The sequence below is a fragment of the Bradyrhizobium sp. USDA 4486 genome, from assembly GCF_054057995.1.
The window spans coordinates 111984-128361 of sequence record NZ_JBSRZV010000001.1 but is presented as its reverse complement, the minus strand read 5'-3'; the positions used below and the strand labels follow the sequence as shown (position 1 = coordinate 128361).

Genomic DNA, 16378 nt, shown 5'->3' with positions numbered 1-16378 from the left:
TTCGCTCGCCTATGTCCCTTGCTTTGCAGGAGTGAAGACGTGGATGGCCGGGACAAGCCCGGCCATGACGATGTGGAAACGGTAGCGCCAAAAATCACACCGTTTTCACATGCGATTGTCCTGCGCAAGCGGGGGACGGAGCGCGCCGTGTTCGCGGCAATGGGCAAATCCAACACGCCAAGGGGCACCGAGATGCGCGCACCTCGCCTCCGCGCCGGCCCGCTGCATCTCGCCGCCATCGTGCTCATGCATTTCGCCTGCATGAGCCTGATCGTGTGGCTGTCGCTCTAGCTTACCAATATGCGCGATAATAGGGACGATAGAAGGGCCGGTAGTAGCCGTAGCGATAGCCGTAATACGGGCGATAGGGCCGATAGTATCTGGGGTAAACGTAGGCCGGTCCGTATCCGTAATAGGCCGGCGCATAACCGTAGCCGTAGCCAGGGTAGCCATAGCCGCCATAATACGGGCCGCCGTAATAGCCATAGGCGTAAGGCGCGGTGCTGGCGGCGATGGCGCCGCCGATGATCGCGCCGGCTGCGAGACCGCCGAGGCCCCAGCCCCAGCCGCCGCGCCAATACACCTGCGTGACGTCATCGGCGGCCGCCGCCTTCATGGCCGCGACATTGGTTGGCATCGGCGCCGCATTGGCCTGATCGATTTGGCCCGCCATGACCGCGCTCGCCAGCGAACAGGCAATTGCCGTTTTCCAGATCCTCATCGTCGTGCTCCCTGTCTGACGTTTGCTTGGAAATGGGATCGCGTGGGCATGATCGGGCATCCTTGCGCCAAATCAAAGCCTGTTTATCAAGCCTGGATTCTGCGTGCGGCGCACAAGACGCGGCCGACCGGCGCGCTGAGGCGCGTCCGGCCGAACCGATGTGACAGCGGTACGACGGCGCGGCAGGCCGGCCCTCGCGGCAAAGCATTAAGCTTCCCGAGTGTTCGCAACCAACAACCACCTTCCCGATTTACTATTCGTACCGTTACTATCGGTTCCAATGCGCGCGGCGGGGGAGCCTCTCGCGAAGCGCCCGAGTTGTGGGAGGATGACATGAGTGCCGCGAGACCCGAGCCGCTTGCCCGCCAGGCGCTGGCCTTCGTCCTGGCCGGCGGACGCGGCAGCCGATTGCTGGAGCTGACCGATCGGCGCGCCAAGCCCGCGGTCTATTTCGGCGGCAAGTCCCGCATCATCGATTTCGCGCTGTCGAACGCGGTCAACTCCGGCATCCGCCGTATCGCGGTCGCCACCCAGTACAAGGCGCACAGCCTGATCCGCCATCTCCAGATGGGCTGGAACTTCTTCCGGCCCGAGCGCAACGAGAGCTTCGACATCCTGCCTGCGAGCCAACGCGTCTCGGAGAACATGTGGTATGTCGGCACGGCGGACGCGATCTACCAGAACATCGACATCATCGAGTCGCACGCCTGCCGCTTCATCGTGGTGCTCGCCGGCGACCATATCTACAAGATGGACTACGAGGTGATGCTGCGCCAGCATGTCGACAGCGGCGCCGACGTCACCGTCGGCTGCCTCGAAATGCCGCGCGCGGAGTCATCCGGCTTCGGCATCATGCATATCGACGAGGACGGCTGGATCCAGCAGTTCCTGGAGAAGCCGAAGGATCCGCCGCCGATGCCGGGCAAGCCTGACGTCTCGCTCGCCAGCATGGGCATCTACGTCTTCAACGCGAAATTCCTGTTCGACGAGCTCAAGCGCGACGCCGAGGACCCGAACTCGAACCACGATTTCGGCAAGGACATCATTCCCTACATCGTCAAGAACGGCCGCGCGATCGCGCATCAGTTCTCGACCTCCTGCGTCCGCTCCGGGAGCGACCCACGCGCCTACTGGCGCGATGCCGGCACGGTGGACGCCTATTGGGCCGCCAATATCGACCTCACCGACGTCGTGCCGGAGCTCGATCTGTTCGACCGCGCCTGGCCGATCTGGTCCTATGCCGAGATCGCCCCGCCGGCAAAATTCGTCCATGACGAGGAGAGCCGGCGCGGCCAGGCCGTGAGCTCGCTGGTCTCGGGCGGCTGCATCATCTCCGGCGCCTCGCTGCGCCGCTCGCTGCTGTTCACCGGCGTGCGCGTCAATTCCTACGCCAATGTCGAGAACGCCGTGATCATGCCTTACGTCAATGTCGGGCGCGGCGCGCGGCTGAAGAACGTCGTGATCGACCGCGGCGTCGAGATCCCCGAGGGCCTGGTCGTCGGCGAAGACCCGGAGTTCGACACCAAGCGCTTCCGCACCACCGAGCAGGGCATCACGCTGATCACCCAGCCGATGATCGACAGGCTCAATACATGACGCTTGTTCGCGTCCTCGCGGTCGCCTCCGAAGTCTATCCCATCGTCAAGACCGGCGGCCTCGCCGATGTCGCCGGCGCGCTGCCGATCGCGCTGAAGGCGCACGGCGTCGAGATGCGTACCTTGATGCCGGGCTATCCCGACGTGATGCGGCTGCTTACGGGCGCGGATGAGATCCGGCGCTGGCCGGATTATTTCGGCGGCCCCGGACGCCTGCTCGCAGGCTCCCATGACAGCCTCGACCTGTTCGTGCTCGACGTGCCGCATCTCTATGCGCGGCCGGGTAATCCTTACGTCACCACCGACGGCGTCGACTGGGCCGACAACGGCATCCGCTTCGCCGCGCTGTCGCGCATCGCAGCCGATATCGGACACGGCCTCGTCCCCGCTTTCATGCCCGACGTCGTTCATGCCCATGATTGGCAGGCCGGGCTCGCGCCGGCCTATCTGCACTACGACAATCGTCCGCGGCCCGGCACCGTGATGACGATCCACAACATGGCCTATCAAGGCAAGTTCGACCGAGGGCTGATCGGCGCGATCGGCCTGCCCTGGGAGTCCTCGTTCGACGTCCATGGCCTCGAATATTTCGGCGGCATCAGCTTTTTGAAAGCCGGCCTCCAGCTTGCCGATCGCATCACCACGGTGTCGCCGACCTACGCGCGCGAGATTCAGAGCGACGAAGGCGGCATGGGCCTCGGCGGTCTTCTGCGCGAACGCGCCGGCGTGCTCAGCGGCATCCTCAACGGCATCGACATCGAGGTGTGGAATCCGCAAACCGATCCGCACATCGCCTACCGCTTTGGCGCCGGGGACCTGACGTTCCGGGCCGCGAACAAGGCAGTCCTGCAGCAGCAATTCAATCTGGATTCCTCGGACGAAGCACCGCTGCTCGGCGTCATCAGCCGGCTGTCCTGGCAGAAGGGGCTCGATCTGCTGCTCGAGGCCATTCCGACCATCTTGGCCGAAGGCATGCAGTTGGTTCTGCTCGGCAGCGGCGACCGCGATCTGCAGGATCGCTATCAGGCCGCCGCCCGCGCCAATCCCGGCCGGATCGGCGTCATCATCGGCTATGACGAGATCCTGGCGCATCTGATCCAGGCCGGCTCCGATGCGCTGATCGTGCCCTCGCGGTTCGAGCCGTGCGGCCTGACCCAGCTCTGCGCGCTGCGCTACGGCGCCGTGCCGATCGTCTCCCGCGTCGGCGGCCTCGAGGACACCATCATCGATATCAACGAGGCCGATACGTCGGACCGCGATGCCACCGGTTTCAAGTTCGGTCCCGTGACCGCCGAGGCGCTCGCCGGTACGCTGCGCAAGGCCAACACCGCCTTCCACGACAAGCTCACTTGGCGCCGCCTCCAACTGAGCGGCCTTGCCACCGACGTGTCCTGGCGCAACCGCGCCGGCGACTATGCCGCGCTGTATCGCGATCTCATGGCATCGCGCCACGCGGCATGACCATTGTCGAATCCATGCTATAGAGCCGCCATGGACCCCTTCGCGATCAAGCTGCTCGGCTTTGCCGCCGCAACCTGCACCACCGTCGCCTACGCGCCGCAGTTCATCAAGGTCTGGAAGACCCGCTCGGCCCGCGACATCTCGCTCGGCATGTTTCTCGTCATGGTGCTGGGCCTAGCGCTCTGGCTCGTCTACGGCCTGCTCAGCGGCGACGCCCCGCTGGTCGCCGCCAACGCCGTCACGATGGTGCTCGCCGGCGGCATCCTGTTCATGAAGCTGAAGTACGGGTGAGCTTGAAGCTGCGTAGGGCGGTTTAGCGCGTGCTCCCATAAATCCGGGAACCGGCCATCATGTGGTCAGCGCGGTACTTGTAAGGAAACGACCTTTGATCCAGATCAAGTCAGATCGTTTGTAGCCCGTTGTTTGATTGCCAATATGCCAGGCTGCAGGAGCCGCCTCCGTAGCAGCGCCGGAATCATTCTTCGTCGCTCCGGCGCCGGCGCAATTTGAAGGGCGGCGAGAAACCAAAGCATTCTCAACACCAATTTTGCGTTCCCGAGGGACCGCCCATGAGTAGATCAGAAGCTGACGATCTGCGAATGATGGAAAGATGCATCGAACTCGCTCGGCAGGGGGTGAAGCAGGGAGAGCTGCCATTCAGCGCCGTAATCGCGTGTCGAGGACAGATCATCGCAGAAGCAACCAACCACGTTTCATCGGAATGCGACGTGACCCGACACGCGGAACTGGTGGCTGTTTCAGAAGCGCAGAAGATTCTAAGACAAAAGCGTTTGCCGGATTGCACCTTGTATTCAATCGTCGAACCTTGCCCAATGTGTTCTTTCCCGGCACGGGAGGCGCGGATTGGTCGCGTGGTGTTCGCTATTTCATCTCCGGTCATGGGCGGATTTTCGAGATGGGACGTTCTGTCGGACAACAATTTGTCGAGCAAGCTGCCTGAGGTCTTCGGACCTGCGCCGGAAATCGTCTCTGGCTTGCTATCGCAAAGGGCCGAGCAGGTCTGGCGTGACTGGAACGCACTCGCCTGGCGATTTATGAGACGACGAGGCTGCATCGGACGAGCGGCCGAGCAGACTTCGTGCCATGCGGGGGCGCCTCGGCCAAAGTTTTCCTGGAATTCGCTGGCGGAGATTTTGGCCGCGCCTGCTCTTTCGGTGAGTAACGTCTTGCTGCGCCGGCGTACAGATTCAAACACCATCTCGGACCTGGACAAGCCCGGAGTCTGAGATCGGGAGCGCGCTGCTGCAGGATCAGGCGCGTGCGGCTATCGTTTCGGGCACTCCCGTCGGAATGGGGACTGGGTCTCGTGAACACAGGTGCGGGAAAGCAAAGTGAGCTCCGAGCCGTTGCTTGGCGCGGCGCAAAGCCATCACCGCCATGACAGAGTCAACGGCGAGCCGGCCAAAAGCAGGGAGTTGCCCCGGGTCTTGAACAAGCGAACGTCCAATTTTACGCAGTTCAGGCTTACCTGCGGGTCCGATATCTATGAGCGCTGCCCTCGGAAGTTTTCGATGAGCAGGGTTTAGAACAACACGACAGACAGCAAAGGGAATTCTGAGTTCGGAAGCAATTCGAGCGACGATCTGCGACTCCATGTCGGCGGCGACCGCCCCGGTGGTGCCATGGAAGTCCCGCCTCTCTTCAAGACTTGTCATGGGGGAAGCGACACCAGCTATCGCAGAGTAGCTGGCACCCGGGATCATCCGAAGGAGCTCCTCGGCCCAGGGGATGTCAGCTGAATAGGCTTCATCTTTCGCGGCAAATACCGACGAGGCAATGACAATGTTACCTGGTCGAAGCTTCGGATCTAGCCCGCCGCATACCCCGAAACTAATAATGCCACGCGCGCCATGTCTGACGGCGTCCCGCAAGTAAAACGCGGTCCGGTCACCGTCAGCGATCATCGCTGGCGCGCCGGCTATTCTGGCTTCAATCGCAAGTCCAACGAGGGCGATGACCGCCTTCACGTCACGGCGAGGGGCGCCAATCTGAGCGTCGTTGACCGCAACATGCAGTGTCATCAGTGGCGTCGATAATCCTGAAACGATCTCCAGACTCGGACAATCGAGAATAAGCCGCCACTAGCACTGCCCGTCTAGACAAAATCGACAGGCCCCCCCGATTGGAACCCAGTTGTTAGAGGACTGTGCCTCAGACGCCACAGCTGCCGCCTGATCGCGGCAGAGACGCGCACCTTCAAAGGTGCAACGAACCCACAGCGGACTCCTCGCACCCGTGCTCTCGATCTTGATGTGGCCGAGCTAGAGCGATGCCATGATCGAATTTTGCCGCTGTTTGCCCGACGTATCAAACGTTGTCAAAATGCCGCTCCAGCCCCTGCCCACCCGGCGATTTTGCTAAGTAATTCTACTTTGCATGGGCGTCGTTTTCGATATTTTGCCTAGGCTCGGTCACGTGAGGGCATCCAAGCTCAGCCGCCGAACACATACGACGCCATCGCGACGTTTGCGACCTCATCAACGAAAACGCGCTTGCCGACATCGCTGGCGGCAGCGCCGGCGGCCACCATCAGCGGCAGCAGATGGTCCTCGCGCGGGTGCGCAAGGCGCGCGCTCGGCGCATTCTCCCAATCGACCAGCATCGCGTTCCGGCGCGACGCATCCGGGTTGCTGATGGCCTCGTTCAGATAGGCCTCGAAATCATACGAAACGGGCTTGGACTCCGCTCGGCCGAAGCCGCGCATGTTGTGATAGGTCAGCCCGCTGCCGACGATCAGAATGCCTTCGTCGCGCAGTGATGCGATCGCCTGCCCGACCTTGATGTGCTCGGCCGCATCGTAGCTCGATTTCAGCGACAGCAGCACGATCGGCATGTCGGCGTTCGGATACATCAGGCCCAGCGGCACGAAGGTGCCGTGGTCAAAGCCCTGGTTGGGATCCTCCCGGCAATCGATCCCTGCGTGCTTGAGCAGCGCCCTCACCCGAGCTGCAAGCTCGGGCTTGCCCGGCGCCGGATATTTCAGGTGATAGGTATGCTCGGGGAAACCGTAATAGTCGTACACCATCGGCGGATGCGCCGAGGTCGACACGGTGAAGGCGTCGGCCTCCCAATGTCCGGTGATGACGAGCACGGCCTTCGGCCTTTCCGGCAGCAGCTGCGGCAGCCGGCCGAACGCCTCGGCGGTCTTGGCGTATTGCACCCGCCTGTCCTCCATGAACGGCCAGGGGCCGCCGCCGTGGGACAGGAACAAGGTCGGAAATCGCGTCATAGATAAGGGTCCGGCTCAAGACAACATGCGCGTGGAGCAGCCGCGCGACCGGCGGCGAGCATAGGCAAACCGGTATGGTTAGCAAGCCGTTAACGATTTGCCGCCCAAAATCGCTGCCGTGTGGCCGAAGAAGTCGGCCGGTTGCCAGGGACGTGAGATGAGGAAGTTTGCGCTGGGGGACGTCGTCAACAGTGACAAGGGCCGCCGCGGCGTCGTTCGCGCCGCCTTCAAGTCGCGGGAAGGCCAGCAGTTCTATGCCGTCGAGAAGGACGGCACGATGGACTATCTGGAGGAAGACCGGCTGAGCCCGGCGCCGCGCGTCGAGCTCGCGGCCTAGGTACTCTTATCGTGCCAAAGCACGATGCGATTAAGTCTGATGCAGCTACGAAGAAGGTGCGCCCCCTCTCCCGCTTGCTTGCGGGAGAGGTTCGAACGAGGCCGCGGCCAGTCGTTCAGCTAAAACCATTTCGTGCTAGCGCGCGAGCCGGTCGAGACGCTCCGACAACGGGTCGTCTCCGCTCGCGATGCGCTCGTTCGTGATCAGCAGCAGGCGATCGCGGTCTGCGGCCGCGTCCCAGCGCGGCAGGTCGGGACCGTTGGGATCGCCACTCCTCGCGAAGTTGATCCAGTACCTGCGCATGCGGCTCGCGATCTCGCGGTCGCGGCGCGAGAAGATGCCCGCACCGGGCACGCCTTCCGCGCCGAAGATGAACTGCAGCTCCCGCCCGTGACCGCCGTCGGGACTTGCACGTCGCGCTTCCGGCACGTAAGCGAAACGATAGCGAAACGTCGGCGCGCCGCTTGCGGCATGCAGGCGGGCCAGCAGCCGCACCGGCTCGGAGAAGACCTTGTCGGTGTAGAACCGCGCTGCGAGGTCCGAAGGCTTGGCGAGATCGGGATAAAGCTTGCGCAGCTCCTCGCTGGTGGCGCCTGACGCTGCGAGCGCCTCCTTGATGTCGAGCTCGGTATCAAAACCCGTCTCGTCATCGTTCGAGCCGATGATCAGGGGAATGCGGCTTTCATGCCCGGCCGCAAAGCCCGCGGCAACATCTCCGGTCACCAGAGCTTCATCGATGAATGGCGCAAAGCCGTGCGGCGATTTTTCCAGCAGATGTTTTTCGGCGGCCAGCAGGCGCCGCGGCTCGGCCGCGCGCAGATCCGCCTGTGACCCGAGCGCCGCTGCGAACTGCCTTCCCACGACTTCCGCCTCCTGCGCCGAGCGCAAGTGGCTACGGCCGGGCACCGATTGCAGGATGGCCTTCTGAAACAGATCGCGCGATGGCGCTGATAGCATCAACAGCGCGATCGACGTCGCGCCTGCATCGCTGCCAAACAGGGTGACGTTGCGGGGATCGCCGCCGAAGGCCGCGATATTGTCGTGAATCCAGTGCAGCGCCACGAGCTGATCCATCAGCCCGTAATTGCCGGAGCCGCCGTCCGACAATGCGGGATGGCTGAGCCAGCCGGGCGCGCCGAGGCGATAATTCACGGTGACCACGATGAGGCCGGCCTGCGCGAGCTTCGCGCCGTCGAACAGCGGATCGTTCGCCGTGCCTGAGACGAAACCGCCGCCATGAATGAAGACCATCACCGGCAGCGGGCCGTCGATCCCAAAGGGACGGAACACGTTCAGCGTCAGGCAATCCTCGCTCGCGCCCGGCAGCGCCGGCTGAAGGCACGGCGCGCCGTAATCATAGACGGTACGCATTTCCGAGCTCTCGACTGTCGCTTGCGGCGGCCGCCAGCGCAGCGCGCCGACCGGCGCCGCCGCATAGGCCAGCCCCTTGAACGAGGCCACCTCGCCTTCGACGGCACCGAGCATCTGCCCCTCGCGCGTCAGCGCAAAAGGGAACTGTCCGACCGGCTGGGCCCCGACCGGGCCGCCGAGGCAAAGCAATACGGAAGCTGCGACGAGCGGAAGCACGGACCGCATCTTGGGATCTCGATGCGCAGAGGTTCTCCGGAGGTTACGTCCGTGCTTGACCGCGAGGCAAGCTGTCTTGCCCTCGCCCCGCTTGCGTCACCACGGCCACATCGCATCCGCAGCTAACCGCTCTTCGCGATGATCTCCGCCAGCGCACGCCTTGCGATGATGCCGAGCTCGCCGAGCGTGGAATGTCCCGCCTTTGCCGCCTCGATCAGGCGCTCGGCGATGAACCTGCGGCTGTCGTGATCGCCGCCATGCGGCAATTGGCGGCACGTCTCCTCCAGGACGACGTCCATGTTCGCTTTGGTTCGCTCACTCAACTCTGTCATGACGCCCTGGGCACGCGTGGCTTGTAACCGCAAGCATACACGGAAGGATGTGCTCTGATTAGCCCGGACAATCCCGGCGGTTGTGCATCGCGGCGCGTGTATCGCCACAACCTTCGCGCGCTGCACCAGACTACCGAAGATTGCACTTGCTCTGATGACAAGCCGAGCCTGCGGGACTAGCCTGCCGGCAAAACAAAGCAGGGAGGGAATGCCATGCCTGACGCAATGGTTGCTACGCGTGCCTCAGGGACGACGCGCGGAACCGCCCAGGAGGTCGATGTTGCCGTGGTCGGCGCCGGCTTTGCCGGCCTCTATTTACTGCACCGCCTGCGCAAGGCCGGCTTCTCGACGATCGGTCTCGAAGAGGCCGGCGACGTTGGCGGCACCTGGTACTGGAACCGCTACCCCGGAGCGCGCTGCGATATCCAGACCATCGACTACAGCTACACTTTCGATCCCGAGCTCGAGAGCGCCTGGACCTGGTCCGAGAAATACGCGACCCAGCCCGAGATCCTGCGCTATCTCGGCTTCGTCGCCGACCGCTACGATCTCAGGCGCGACATCCGCTTCAGGACCAAGGTCACCGAAGCCAGATGGGACGAGGCAGCCGAGCGCTGGCAGCTCACGACCGACAACGGCGCGCCCGTCTCCTGCCGCCATTACATCATGGCCACCGGCTGCCTCTCCGCGCCGAAACCGCCGGAGATCGACGGCGTCAAGGATTTCGAGGGCAAGGTCTATTTCACCGGGCGCTGGCCGCATGACGGGGTCGATCTCGCCGGCAAGCGCGTCGCCGTGATCGGCACCGGATCGTCGGCGATCCAGTCGATCCCGTTGATCGCCGAGCAGGCCGCGCATCTCACCGTGTTCCAGCGCACGCCGAACTTCGCGCTGCCGGCGCATAACGGCCCGCCGCCACAGGATCGCATGAGCCTGCTGCAAGGCGATCGCGCGGCCTATCGCGAGCAGGCGCGCCAATCGATGGCCGGCGTTCCCTACCCGCAGCAGACGGTGGTGAGCTGGCAATTGAGCGATGCCGAGCGCCGCGAGCGCTTCGAACGCGCCTGGGCGGCCGGCGACCTCGTCCACATCCTGACGCAGCTCTGGGCCGATCAGGCCGTTGACATCGACGGCAACAAGATCGTTCAGGACCTGATCCGCGAGAAGATCCACGCCGCCGTCAAGGATCCCGAGACGGCCGCCGCGCTGACGCCACACGATCATCCCTTCGGCGCCAAACGTCCGTGCCTCGATACCAACTATTACGCGACCTACAACCGGCCGAACGTCACGCTGGTCAATCTGCGCGAGGAGCCGATCAAGGCGATCACGGCAACCGGCATCACCACGGCCAAGCGCAATGTCGATGTCGACGTCATCGTGTTCGCGACAGGCTTCGACGCCATGACAGGGGCGATCCGCGCCGTGCATCCGATCACCGGGCGCGGCGGCAAGTCGCTGTCCGATGTCTGGGCACAGGGGCCGCAGAGCTATCTCGGGCTCACGGTCGCGGGCTTCCCGAACTTCTTCATGATCACCGGGCCCGGCAGCCCGTCGGTGCTCTCGAACATGGCGGTGGTCGATCGAGCAGCATGTCGACTGGGTCGTGGATCGCCTCGTTGCGCTGCGCGACGCCGGCTTCACCACGATGGAGCCGACCGAGACGGCGCAGGCCGGCTGGGGCCGGCACATGGCCGACTGTTCGATGCTGACGCTGCACCGGCTCGCCAACACCTGGTACACGGGCGCCAACGTACCCGGCAAGGTGCAGGGCCTGATGCCCTATACCGGCGGCGTCGGTCCCTATCGCAGCATCTGCGACGAGGTCGTCAGCCGCGGCATGCTCGGCTTCAGGCTCACCGGCCCGAACGGCGCCGAGCAGTGCAACGACGGCGAAGTCGTGCGCCTGCAACCCGACGTGAGGCTGGTCATGAACCTGCTCACGTCGCTGAACCTGCCGCCGATCGAGTCGATGGGCGCGACCGGTGCGCGCGCCTTCGTCAACGAGTTCAACAAGGGCCGGCCTGCGGGACGACCGATCGGCGAGATCGTCGACGGCACCCTGCCCGGCGCCGACGGCCCGCTGCCTTACCGCGCCTACAAGCCGGCGACGCCGGGGCCGTATCCGGTCGTGGTCTATTTCCATGGTGGCGGCTGGGTGCTCGGCGACGAGCAATCGGACGACCCGTTCTGCCGCGACATGGTGCGGCGGACCGGCATGATGTTCGTCAGCGTCGGCTATCGCCACGCGCCGGAGCATCGTTTCCCGGCCGCGGCCGAGGACGGCTACGCGGCGGCGCGCTGGATCGCCGAGCATGCCACCGAGCTCGGCGGCAGACCGGGGCCGGTGCTGGTGGCCGGCTGGAGCGCCGGCGGCAACATCGCCGCCGTCACCTGCCAGCTCGCGCGCGACCGCGGCGGGCCTGAGATCGCCGGCCAATTGCTGGTATGTCCGGTCACCGACTGCGCTTTCGATCGCCCGTCCTACAACGACAATGCGACCGGCTATTTCCTGACGCGCTCGTTGATGTACTGGTTCTGGGACCTCTACTGCTCACCGGCCGACCGCACCGATCCGCGCGTCTCGCCGCTGCGCGGCAAGGTCGCCGGCCTGCCGCCGGCATTCGTCGTCACCTGTGAGTTCGATCCCTTGCGCGACGAGGGCATTGCCTATGCCGAGGCGATGCAGGCTGCGGGCGTGCCGGTCGAACAGCTCAAGGCGCGCGGCCATTTCCACTCGTCCTTTACGATGGTCGACGTGGTGATCACCGGCGTCCAGGGCCGCGTGCAGATGGCCGAAGCGCTGCGGCGCTTTGCCGGGCTTCCGCCGGGGGTCAGCCGCGGCGATGAGACCAGCCACGGTCATGTCAGTCCGGGGCACAGAATCGCGGCGGCCGCGAGCTGACGGCAACAAGGTGGCCGGGAACCTTTTCCCGGCCGCTGCGTTGAACGCTTGTGGCATTGAGATGCAGCGATAGTTGTGGGCCCCGGCACGCAAACCAGCGTGCTGGGGTGTTTTTTGCGTGAGGGCAGGACGATGAGGGACGCATCAGTTGCAGGTTCAAAGGTCGATTTCAACGCGCTGGCGGTGCTGCACAAATGGCCGTCGCTGGCGAACCAGCGCCGGCCGGACAGGGACTCCTATCAGGTGAGCGAGGGCACGCTCGATCAGTGCATCTCCGCTTTCATGGGCAAGCCGGCGGCGACCAGGCATCTCTATGAGATCCGCACGACGGCGCAGCCGTCGCTGGTGACGGATGTCCTCTCGCCCGAGCACGTCGCCGAGCTGTCGCGCTTGCGGGAATTTCTCTGATTGCGTGCAGGCGCCGAAAGCTGCACGCGCGCGACAAGCTTCCGATCAAGGCAGGAACCTTCTTCCGATTTTTCCCGTTAATATGGATCGGAAGTCAAGACGAGTGCCTCAAGATGCTTGAAGCCGGCGTACCATCTTCCATCGTGCCTTATGGCGCAGATCAGACCCTCTTCGTGGTAATCGATCGCCTCGACCAGGCAACCGAAATTCGTGTCGAGCGCAGCGATCTCGAAGCCACCATCGGCGAGCTCGTCGCCGGCTGCTTCAACGATCCCGTCAAGGTGATTTCCTTCAACACGCTCGAGCACTGGATGAAGGACATCTCTACCGACGTCGCAGGCGAGATCCAGGCGCGCTGCGACATCGATGGCGTGACGCTGCCCGACTATCTCAGCGACTTCGTCGAGAGCCACACCTGATCGCGTCATTTGCTTCTCTGCGCTTCAAATCGCGCGCAACAAAAAAGCGCCGCTCCCGCGGCGCTTTTCGTGTCCCAGCCTTAGAGAGCATGATCCGGAAAAGTGCGTGGCGGTTTTCCGAAAAGATCATGCGCAATCAACAAGCCAAAGATCTCATCGCGCTTTAGTGGTGCCAGAACAATGCCAGCAGCAGGATAACCGGCAACGGCACGCCAAGCAGCCAAAGCAAAGCACCTCTTCCAAAACCCATGATGTCCTCCTCCTCTTGCCTCGTCCAGACGACGCAGCAGGCGAAAAGAAGTTCCGCGCCTCGAAGAGAGAGGGAATGCGTTCAGTGCATGGATTGCCTGAGTTATGCCCGCCGGTACTTGCCGGCGATGAGTTCGATCTCGCGGCGGCGTTCGCCGGCGAAGGTCAGCAGCTTTTCGATCGTGAGCGTATCCGTGATCCGTTTGGCGAGCCGCTCGGCGCGCGCAGCCTGATCTTCGAGATACTGGATCGTGTTCAAGCGTCCGCCTCCCCAACAGCCCCGAATTGTTTGGGCAGCCATGTTGCGCGAGAAGCAGCTAACAGCCGGTTAAGCGCGGCGCGTCTCAGCTCGATGAATCGCGGCTTAATTGTTTGAGCATGATCTCCGCGCAAACGCGTTCCGCGTTTGTCGCGAGGGAAAAGCGCTGCACACTTTGCGCTAACGCGGCCCTTCGGGTCCGGATCATGCTCTATCGCACGACGTCGAGCCGAACATTGGTGATGCCCTTGTCGACCATGCCGAGCGCCTCGGCCGCGGACGGCGAGATGTCGACCACGCGTCCGCGAACGAACGGCCCGCGATCGTTGACCCTGACGGTGACGAAGCGGCCGGAGGAAACATCGGTGACGCGAAGCTTGGTGCCGAACGGCAGGGTCGGATGGGCCGCAGTCAGTTCGTTCTTGTCGAACTTCTCTCCGCTCGCGGTCTCGGTATCCGAATAGAAGCTGGCAACGCCATGCGAGGCGCTTTGCTTTGCCTCGCGAGTTTTATCAGGAACGCGCGCCCGGCTGATCGGCCGCGAATGCAGCGCAGCCACCCGGTGCGGCCGCTCGATCGTGGCCTGCCGGCTGGTACCGAGATCCGCCCTCTGGCGGCCGACCGGCGACTGCGCGCACGCGGCGAGCGAAGCGGCAGCGACGGTGACGAGGAGCAACCGGCTCGAGGTTGCCAGCGACATCCGGGCAGTTTCGGCACTTGCAATGCGAGACATGATGCGCCCTCCGAACAACCCCAAGTTTCGTTGGGCAATGAGGGCAGAACCTTGTCGGAACAAAAGCGGCCTTGCGGCCACGCTCCTTTCGAGCCAGCTGTGACGATTCCACCACAGTCGCTGTCCCAAATCGGGACAAGATGTGCGGAAAGATCAGCCCGATACGACCCGCAAAATCATCGGATGCGCATCCGGGCGGTTTCAGCTGGAATAGTGCTGGGCCGACCTGACGGGGTTTCTGAAGGTCGTCATGCCCGGGGCTTGTCCCGGGCATCCACGTTCGTCGTGCCCGGGGAGCAAGGCGTGGATGGCCGGGACAAGCGCGGCCATGACGGTGTGGGAATGTCCACTAATCGCGTCGCTCTGGATGTGGCGACGTCAATACGCCGGCTCGTACATCTGCGATTGCACCAGCGCCTTCACATCGTTCGGCGCAGGTCCGTCCGCAAGCCCCCGCTGATAGGCGACATCCGCCACCGCCGCGGCAATCCGCGCCGACACCTCGCGGATGCGAGGCAGCGCGGGGTAGAGACTGCCCTGCGAGAGGTCGTCCTTGCCGACGCAATCGGCGAGCGTATGGGCCGCGGCCATGAACATCTCGTCGGTGACGAGGCGCGAGCGGCTGGCGATGACGCCGAGACCGACGCCGGGGAAGATGTAGGAGTTGTTGCCCTGGCGCGGCACGAAGGTGCGGCCGTTCAGCTTCACCGGATTATACGGGCTGCCACAGGCGAACAGCGCGCGGCCCTCGGTATAGCGGTAGGCATCCTCCGCCGAGCATTCCGCCTTCGAGGTCGGGTTGGAGAGCGCGAACACGATCGGCTGCTCATTGAGCTCGGCCATCGCCTTGAGCACGTCGGGTGTGAAGGCGCCGCCGACGGCCGCAACGCCGATGATCGCCGTCGGCTTCAGCGTCTTGATGGCGGTGAGGAAGTCGGCGATCGGTGCCTGGCCAGCATGGGCATAGCGCAGCTTATGGCCGTGAAGGCCGTCACGGCCGCCAACGACCAGACCGCGGGAATCCACCAGCCAGTTGCGGCGGAGCGCTTCGGCTTCCGACGCGCCCTCCGCCATCATGGCGGAGACTACGAGATCGGCGATGCCGGTCGCCGCTTCCCCCGCGCCGAGGAACAGGATGCGCTGGTCCCTCAGCTTGCCGCCGGAGACACGCAGCGCCGAGAACAGGCCCGCGAGCGCCACCGCCGCGGTGCCCTGGATGTCGTCGTTGAAGACGCAGGCCTCGTCGCGATATTTGTGCAGCAGCTTGAACGCAGAATGATTGGCGAAGTCCTCAAACTGGATCAGCACGCCCGGGAACGTCTTTCGCGCCGCTTGCATGAACTCGTCGACGAAACTGTCATAGGCCTCGCCCGTGAGCCGGCGCTCGCGCAAGCCGATATAATAGGGATCGTTCAAGAGCTCTTCGTTGTTGGTGCCGACGTCGAGCAGGATCGGCAGGCATTGCTCGGGATGCACGCCGGCACAGGCCGAATAGAGCGAGAGTTTTCCGACCGGAATGCCCATGCCGTTGGCGCCGAGATCGCCGAGGCCGAGGATGCGCTCGCCGTCGGTGACGACGATGAGCTTTGCGGGATACGGCCAGTTTTTCAGGATGTCCACGATCTGGCCGCGATCGCGCGAAGAGATGAACATGCCGCGCGGCCGCTGGAAGATCAGGCCGTATTTCTGACAGGCGAGCCCGACCGTCGGCGTGTAGATGATCGGCTGGATCTCGTCGATATTGTCGACGACGACGCGGAAGAACAGCGCCTCGTTGCGGTCATGCAGCGCATTCAGCGCGACGTATTTTTCGAGATCCGTGGGCAGCGCGCGCAGATTGGTCAGCACGCGCTCCACCTGCGTCTCCATCGTCAGCACGCAAGCCGGCAAGAGGCCGCGCAGGCCGAGCGCAGCGCGCTCCGCTTCGGTGAAGGCGGTGCCCTTGTTGAGCAAGGGATCGCGCAGCAGCGTCATGCCTTGCGCGGCGTCGGATGATGTCGAATGGGCGCTGACCCGAGCAGGTCTATTCACGAATTTCCCCCAGGAAGTTTCTTATTGAAGGGCGGCCATTGTCGGCCAGTGCTCACCCGAGATCAAGGACGCAGGCATCCCGGCGTCGATT

16 protein-coding genes and 1 pseudogene are annotated in these 16378 nt (G+C 63.8%); 9 read left to right on the top strand and 8 right to left on the bottom strand.

Translation table 11 applies throughout. The features are described 5' to 3' along the window. Positions 1–39: 39 nt before the first annotated feature. A complete protein-coding gene (locus tag ACVWY3_RS00595) occupies positions 40–291 on the top strand; it encodes a hypothetical protein (protein ID WP_456836718.1) in 252 nt (83 codons plus the stop codon). A 1-nt stretch (position 292) separates the two neighbouring features. Here ACVWY3_RS00595 and ACVWY3_RS00590 read toward each other — a convergent pair whose 3' ends face one another. Continuing rightward, on the bottom strand, positions 293–721 hold the full coding sequence (locus ACVWY3_RS00590) for a hypothetical protein (RefSeq protein ID WP_456836717.1): 429 nt from the start codon (positions 719–721) through the stop codon (positions 293–295). Between the two features lie 333 nt (positions 722–1054). On the opposite strand from ACVWY3_RS00590, the gene glgC reads away from it, so the two are divergent. The 4 genes from glgC (at position 1055) to ACVWY3_RS00570 (ending at position 5024) form a co-directional block, all read left to right on the top strand. After that, complete coding sequence (glgC, locus tag ACVWY3_RS00585; protein ID WP_456836716.1) at positions 1055–2317, top strand: glucose-1-phosphate adenylyltransferase; 1263 nt, start codon at positions 1055–1057, stop codon at positions 2315–2317. Next, the gene (gene glgA / locus ACVWY3_RS00580; RefSeq protein ID WP_456836715.1) at positions 2314–3777 is read left to right on the top strand and encodes a glycogen synthase GlgA; all 1464 of its coding nucleotides are present in this window, start codon (positions 2314–2316) and stop codon (positions 3775–3777) included. The genes glgC and glgA overlap by 4 nt, the downstream gene beginning before the upstream one ends. A gap of 30 nt (positions 3778–3807) precedes the next feature. Continuing rightward, the gene (locus ACVWY3_RS00575; RefSeq protein ID WP_157331162.1) at positions 3808–4068 is read left to right on the top strand and encodes a SemiSWEET transporter; all 261 of its coding nucleotides are present in this window, start codon (positions 3808–3810) and stop codon (positions 4066–4068) included. Between the two features lie 278 nt (positions 4069–4346). Then, a complete protein-coding gene (locus tag ACVWY3_RS00570) occupies positions 4347–5024 on the top strand; it encodes a nucleoside deaminase (RefSeq protein ID WP_456836714.1) in 678 nt (225 codons plus the stop codon). Between the two features lie 24 nt (positions 5025–5048). On the opposite strand, the gene ACVWY3_RS00565 is transcribed toward ACVWY3_RS00570, so the two are convergent. Next, positions 5049–5819: a phosphorylase family protein gene (locus ACVWY3_RS00565; protein WP_456836713.1), complete on the bottom strand. Its 771-nt coding sequence runs from the start codon at positions 5817–5819 to the stop codon at positions 5049–5051. Between the two features lie 410 nt (positions 5820–6229). Continuing rightward, complete coding sequence (locus ACVWY3_RS00560; RefSeq protein WP_456836712.1) at positions 6230–7027, bottom strand: DODA-type extradiol aromatic ring-opening family dioxygenase; 798 nt, start codon at positions 7025–7027, stop codon at positions 6230–6232. Between the two features lie 157 nt (positions 7028–7184). Here ACVWY3_RS00560 and ACVWY3_RS00555 point away from each other — a divergent pair, with 157 nt between their 5' ends. After that, positions 7185–7364 carry a hypothetical protein gene (locus ACVWY3_RS00555; protein ID WP_456836711.1) on the top strand — a complete coding sequence of 60 codons (180 nt, stop codon included), beginning with the start codon at positions 7185–7187 and terminating at the stop codon, positions 7362–7364. 135 nt (positions 7365–7499) lie between these two features. Here the strand turns inward: ACVWY3_RS00555 and ACVWY3_RS00550 are convergent, their stop codons facing one another. After that, positions 7500–8960: a carboxylesterase/lipase family protein gene (locus tag ACVWY3_RS00550; RefSeq protein ID WP_456836710.1), complete on the bottom strand. Its 1461-nt coding sequence runs from the start codon at positions 8958–8960 to the stop codon at positions 7500–7502. Between the two features lie 113 nt (positions 8961–9073). Beyond that, complete coding sequence (locus tag ACVWY3_RS00545) at positions 9074–9250, bottom strand: hypothetical protein (RefSeq protein ID WP_231164101.1); 177 nt, start codon at positions 9248–9250, stop codon at positions 9074–9076. A 246-nt stretch (positions 9251–9496) separates the two neighbouring features. On the opposite strand from ACVWY3_RS00545, the pseudogene ACVWY3_RS00540 reads away from it, so the two are divergent. The 3 genes and pseudogenes from ACVWY3_RS00540 to ACVWY3_RS00530 all read left to right on the top strand — a co-directional run bounded on the left by ACVWY3_RS00540 (position 9497) and on the right by ACVWY3_RS00530 (position 13015). After that, positions 9497–12188, top strand: a pseudogene (locus ACVWY3_RS00540) (flavin-containing monooxygenase). Positions 12189–12320: 132 nt separating this feature from the next. Then, a complete protein-coding gene (locus tag ACVWY3_RS00535; RefSeq protein WP_456836709.1) occupies positions 12321–12596 on the top strand; it encodes a hypothetical protein in 276 nt (91 codons plus the stop codon). Between the two features lie 113 nt (positions 12597–12709). After that, a complete protein-coding gene (locus ACVWY3_RS00530; RefSeq protein ID WP_456836708.1) occupies positions 12710–13015 on the top strand; it encodes a hypothetical protein in 306 nt (101 codons plus the stop codon). A 352-nt stretch (positions 13016–13367) separates the two neighbouring features. On the opposite strand, the gene ACVWY3_RS00525 is transcribed toward ACVWY3_RS00530, so the two are convergent. The 3 genes from ACVWY3_RS00525 to ACVWY3_RS00515 form a co-directional block, all read right to left on the bottom strand. Further along, on the bottom strand, positions 13368–13523 hold the full coding sequence (locus tag ACVWY3_RS00525; RefSeq protein WP_235544433.1) for a hypothetical protein: 156 nt from the start codon (positions 13521–13523) through the stop codon (positions 13368–13370). A gap of 211 nt (positions 13524–13734) precedes the next feature. Continuing rightward, positions 13735–14256 carry a septal ring lytic transglycosylase RlpA family protein gene (locus ACVWY3_RS00520; RefSeq protein WP_456836707.1) on the bottom strand — a complete coding sequence of 174 codons (522 nt, stop codon included), beginning with the start codon at positions 14254–14256 and terminating at the stop codon, positions 13735–13737. Between the two features lie 378 nt (positions 14257–14634). Next, positions 14635–16287 (bottom strand): NAD-dependent malic enzyme, encoded by a 1653-nt coding sequence (locus ACVWY3_RS00515; RefSeq protein WP_456836706.1) that lies wholly within the window; start codon positions 16285–16287, stop codon positions 14635–14637. Between the last annotated feature and the right edge of the window lie 91 nt (positions 16288–16378).

Bases quoted from the DNA above. Each gene is read 5' to 3' on its own strand.
- ACVWY3_RS00520 (WP_456836707.1), bottom strand. From the start codon at position 14,256: ATGTCTCGCATTGCAAGTGCCGAAACTGCCCGGATGTCGCTGGCAACC.
- glgC (WP_456836716.1), top strand. From the start codon at position 1,055: ATGAGTGCCGCGAGACCCGAGCCGCTTGCCCGCCAGGCGCTGGCCTTC.
- ACVWY3_RS00535 (WP_456836709.1), top strand. From the start codon at position 12,321: ATGAGGGACGCATCAGTTGCAGGTTCAAAGGTCGATTTCAACGCGCTG.
- ACVWY3_RS00550 (WP_456836710.1), bottom strand. From the start codon at position 8,960: ATGCGGTCCGTGCTTCCGCTCGTCGCAGCTTCCGTATTGCTTTGCCTC.
- ACVWY3_RS00575 (WP_157331162.1), top strand. From the start codon at position 3,808: ATGGACCCCTTCGCGATCAAGCTGCTCGGCTTTGCCGCCGCAACCTGC.
- ACVWY3_RS00530 (WP_456836708.1), top strand. From the start codon at position 12,710: ATGCTTGAAGCCGGCGTACCATCTTCCATCGTGCCTTATGGCGCAGAT.
- ACVWY3_RS00565 (WP_456836713.1), bottom strand. From the start codon at position 5,819: ATGACACTGCATGTTGCGGTCAACGACGCTCAGATTGGCGCCCCTCGC.
- ACVWY3_RS00555 (WP_456836711.1), top strand. From the start codon at position 7,185: ATGAGGAAGTTTGCGCTGGGGGACGTCGTCAACAGTGACAAGGGCCGC.
- ACVWY3_RS00560 (WP_456836712.1), bottom strand. From the start codon at position 7,027: ATGACGCGATTTCCGACCTTGTTCCTGTCCCACGGCGGCGGCCCCTGG.
- glgA (WP_456836715.1), top strand. From the start codon at position 2,314: ATGACGCTTGTTCGCGTCCTCGCGGTCGCCTCCGAAGTCTATCCCATC.
- ACVWY3_RS00570 (WP_456836714.1), top strand. From the start codon at position 4,347: ATGAGTAGATCAGAAGCTGACGATCTGCGAATGATGGAAAGATGCATC.
- ACVWY3_RS00545 (WP_231164101.1), bottom strand. From the start codon at position 9,250: ATGGACGTCGTCCTGGAGGAGACGTGCCGCCAATTGCCGCATGGCGGC.
- ACVWY3_RS00590 (WP_456836717.1), bottom strand. From the start codon at position 721: ATGAGGATCTGGAAAACGGCAATTGCCTGTTCGCTGGCGAGCGCGGTC.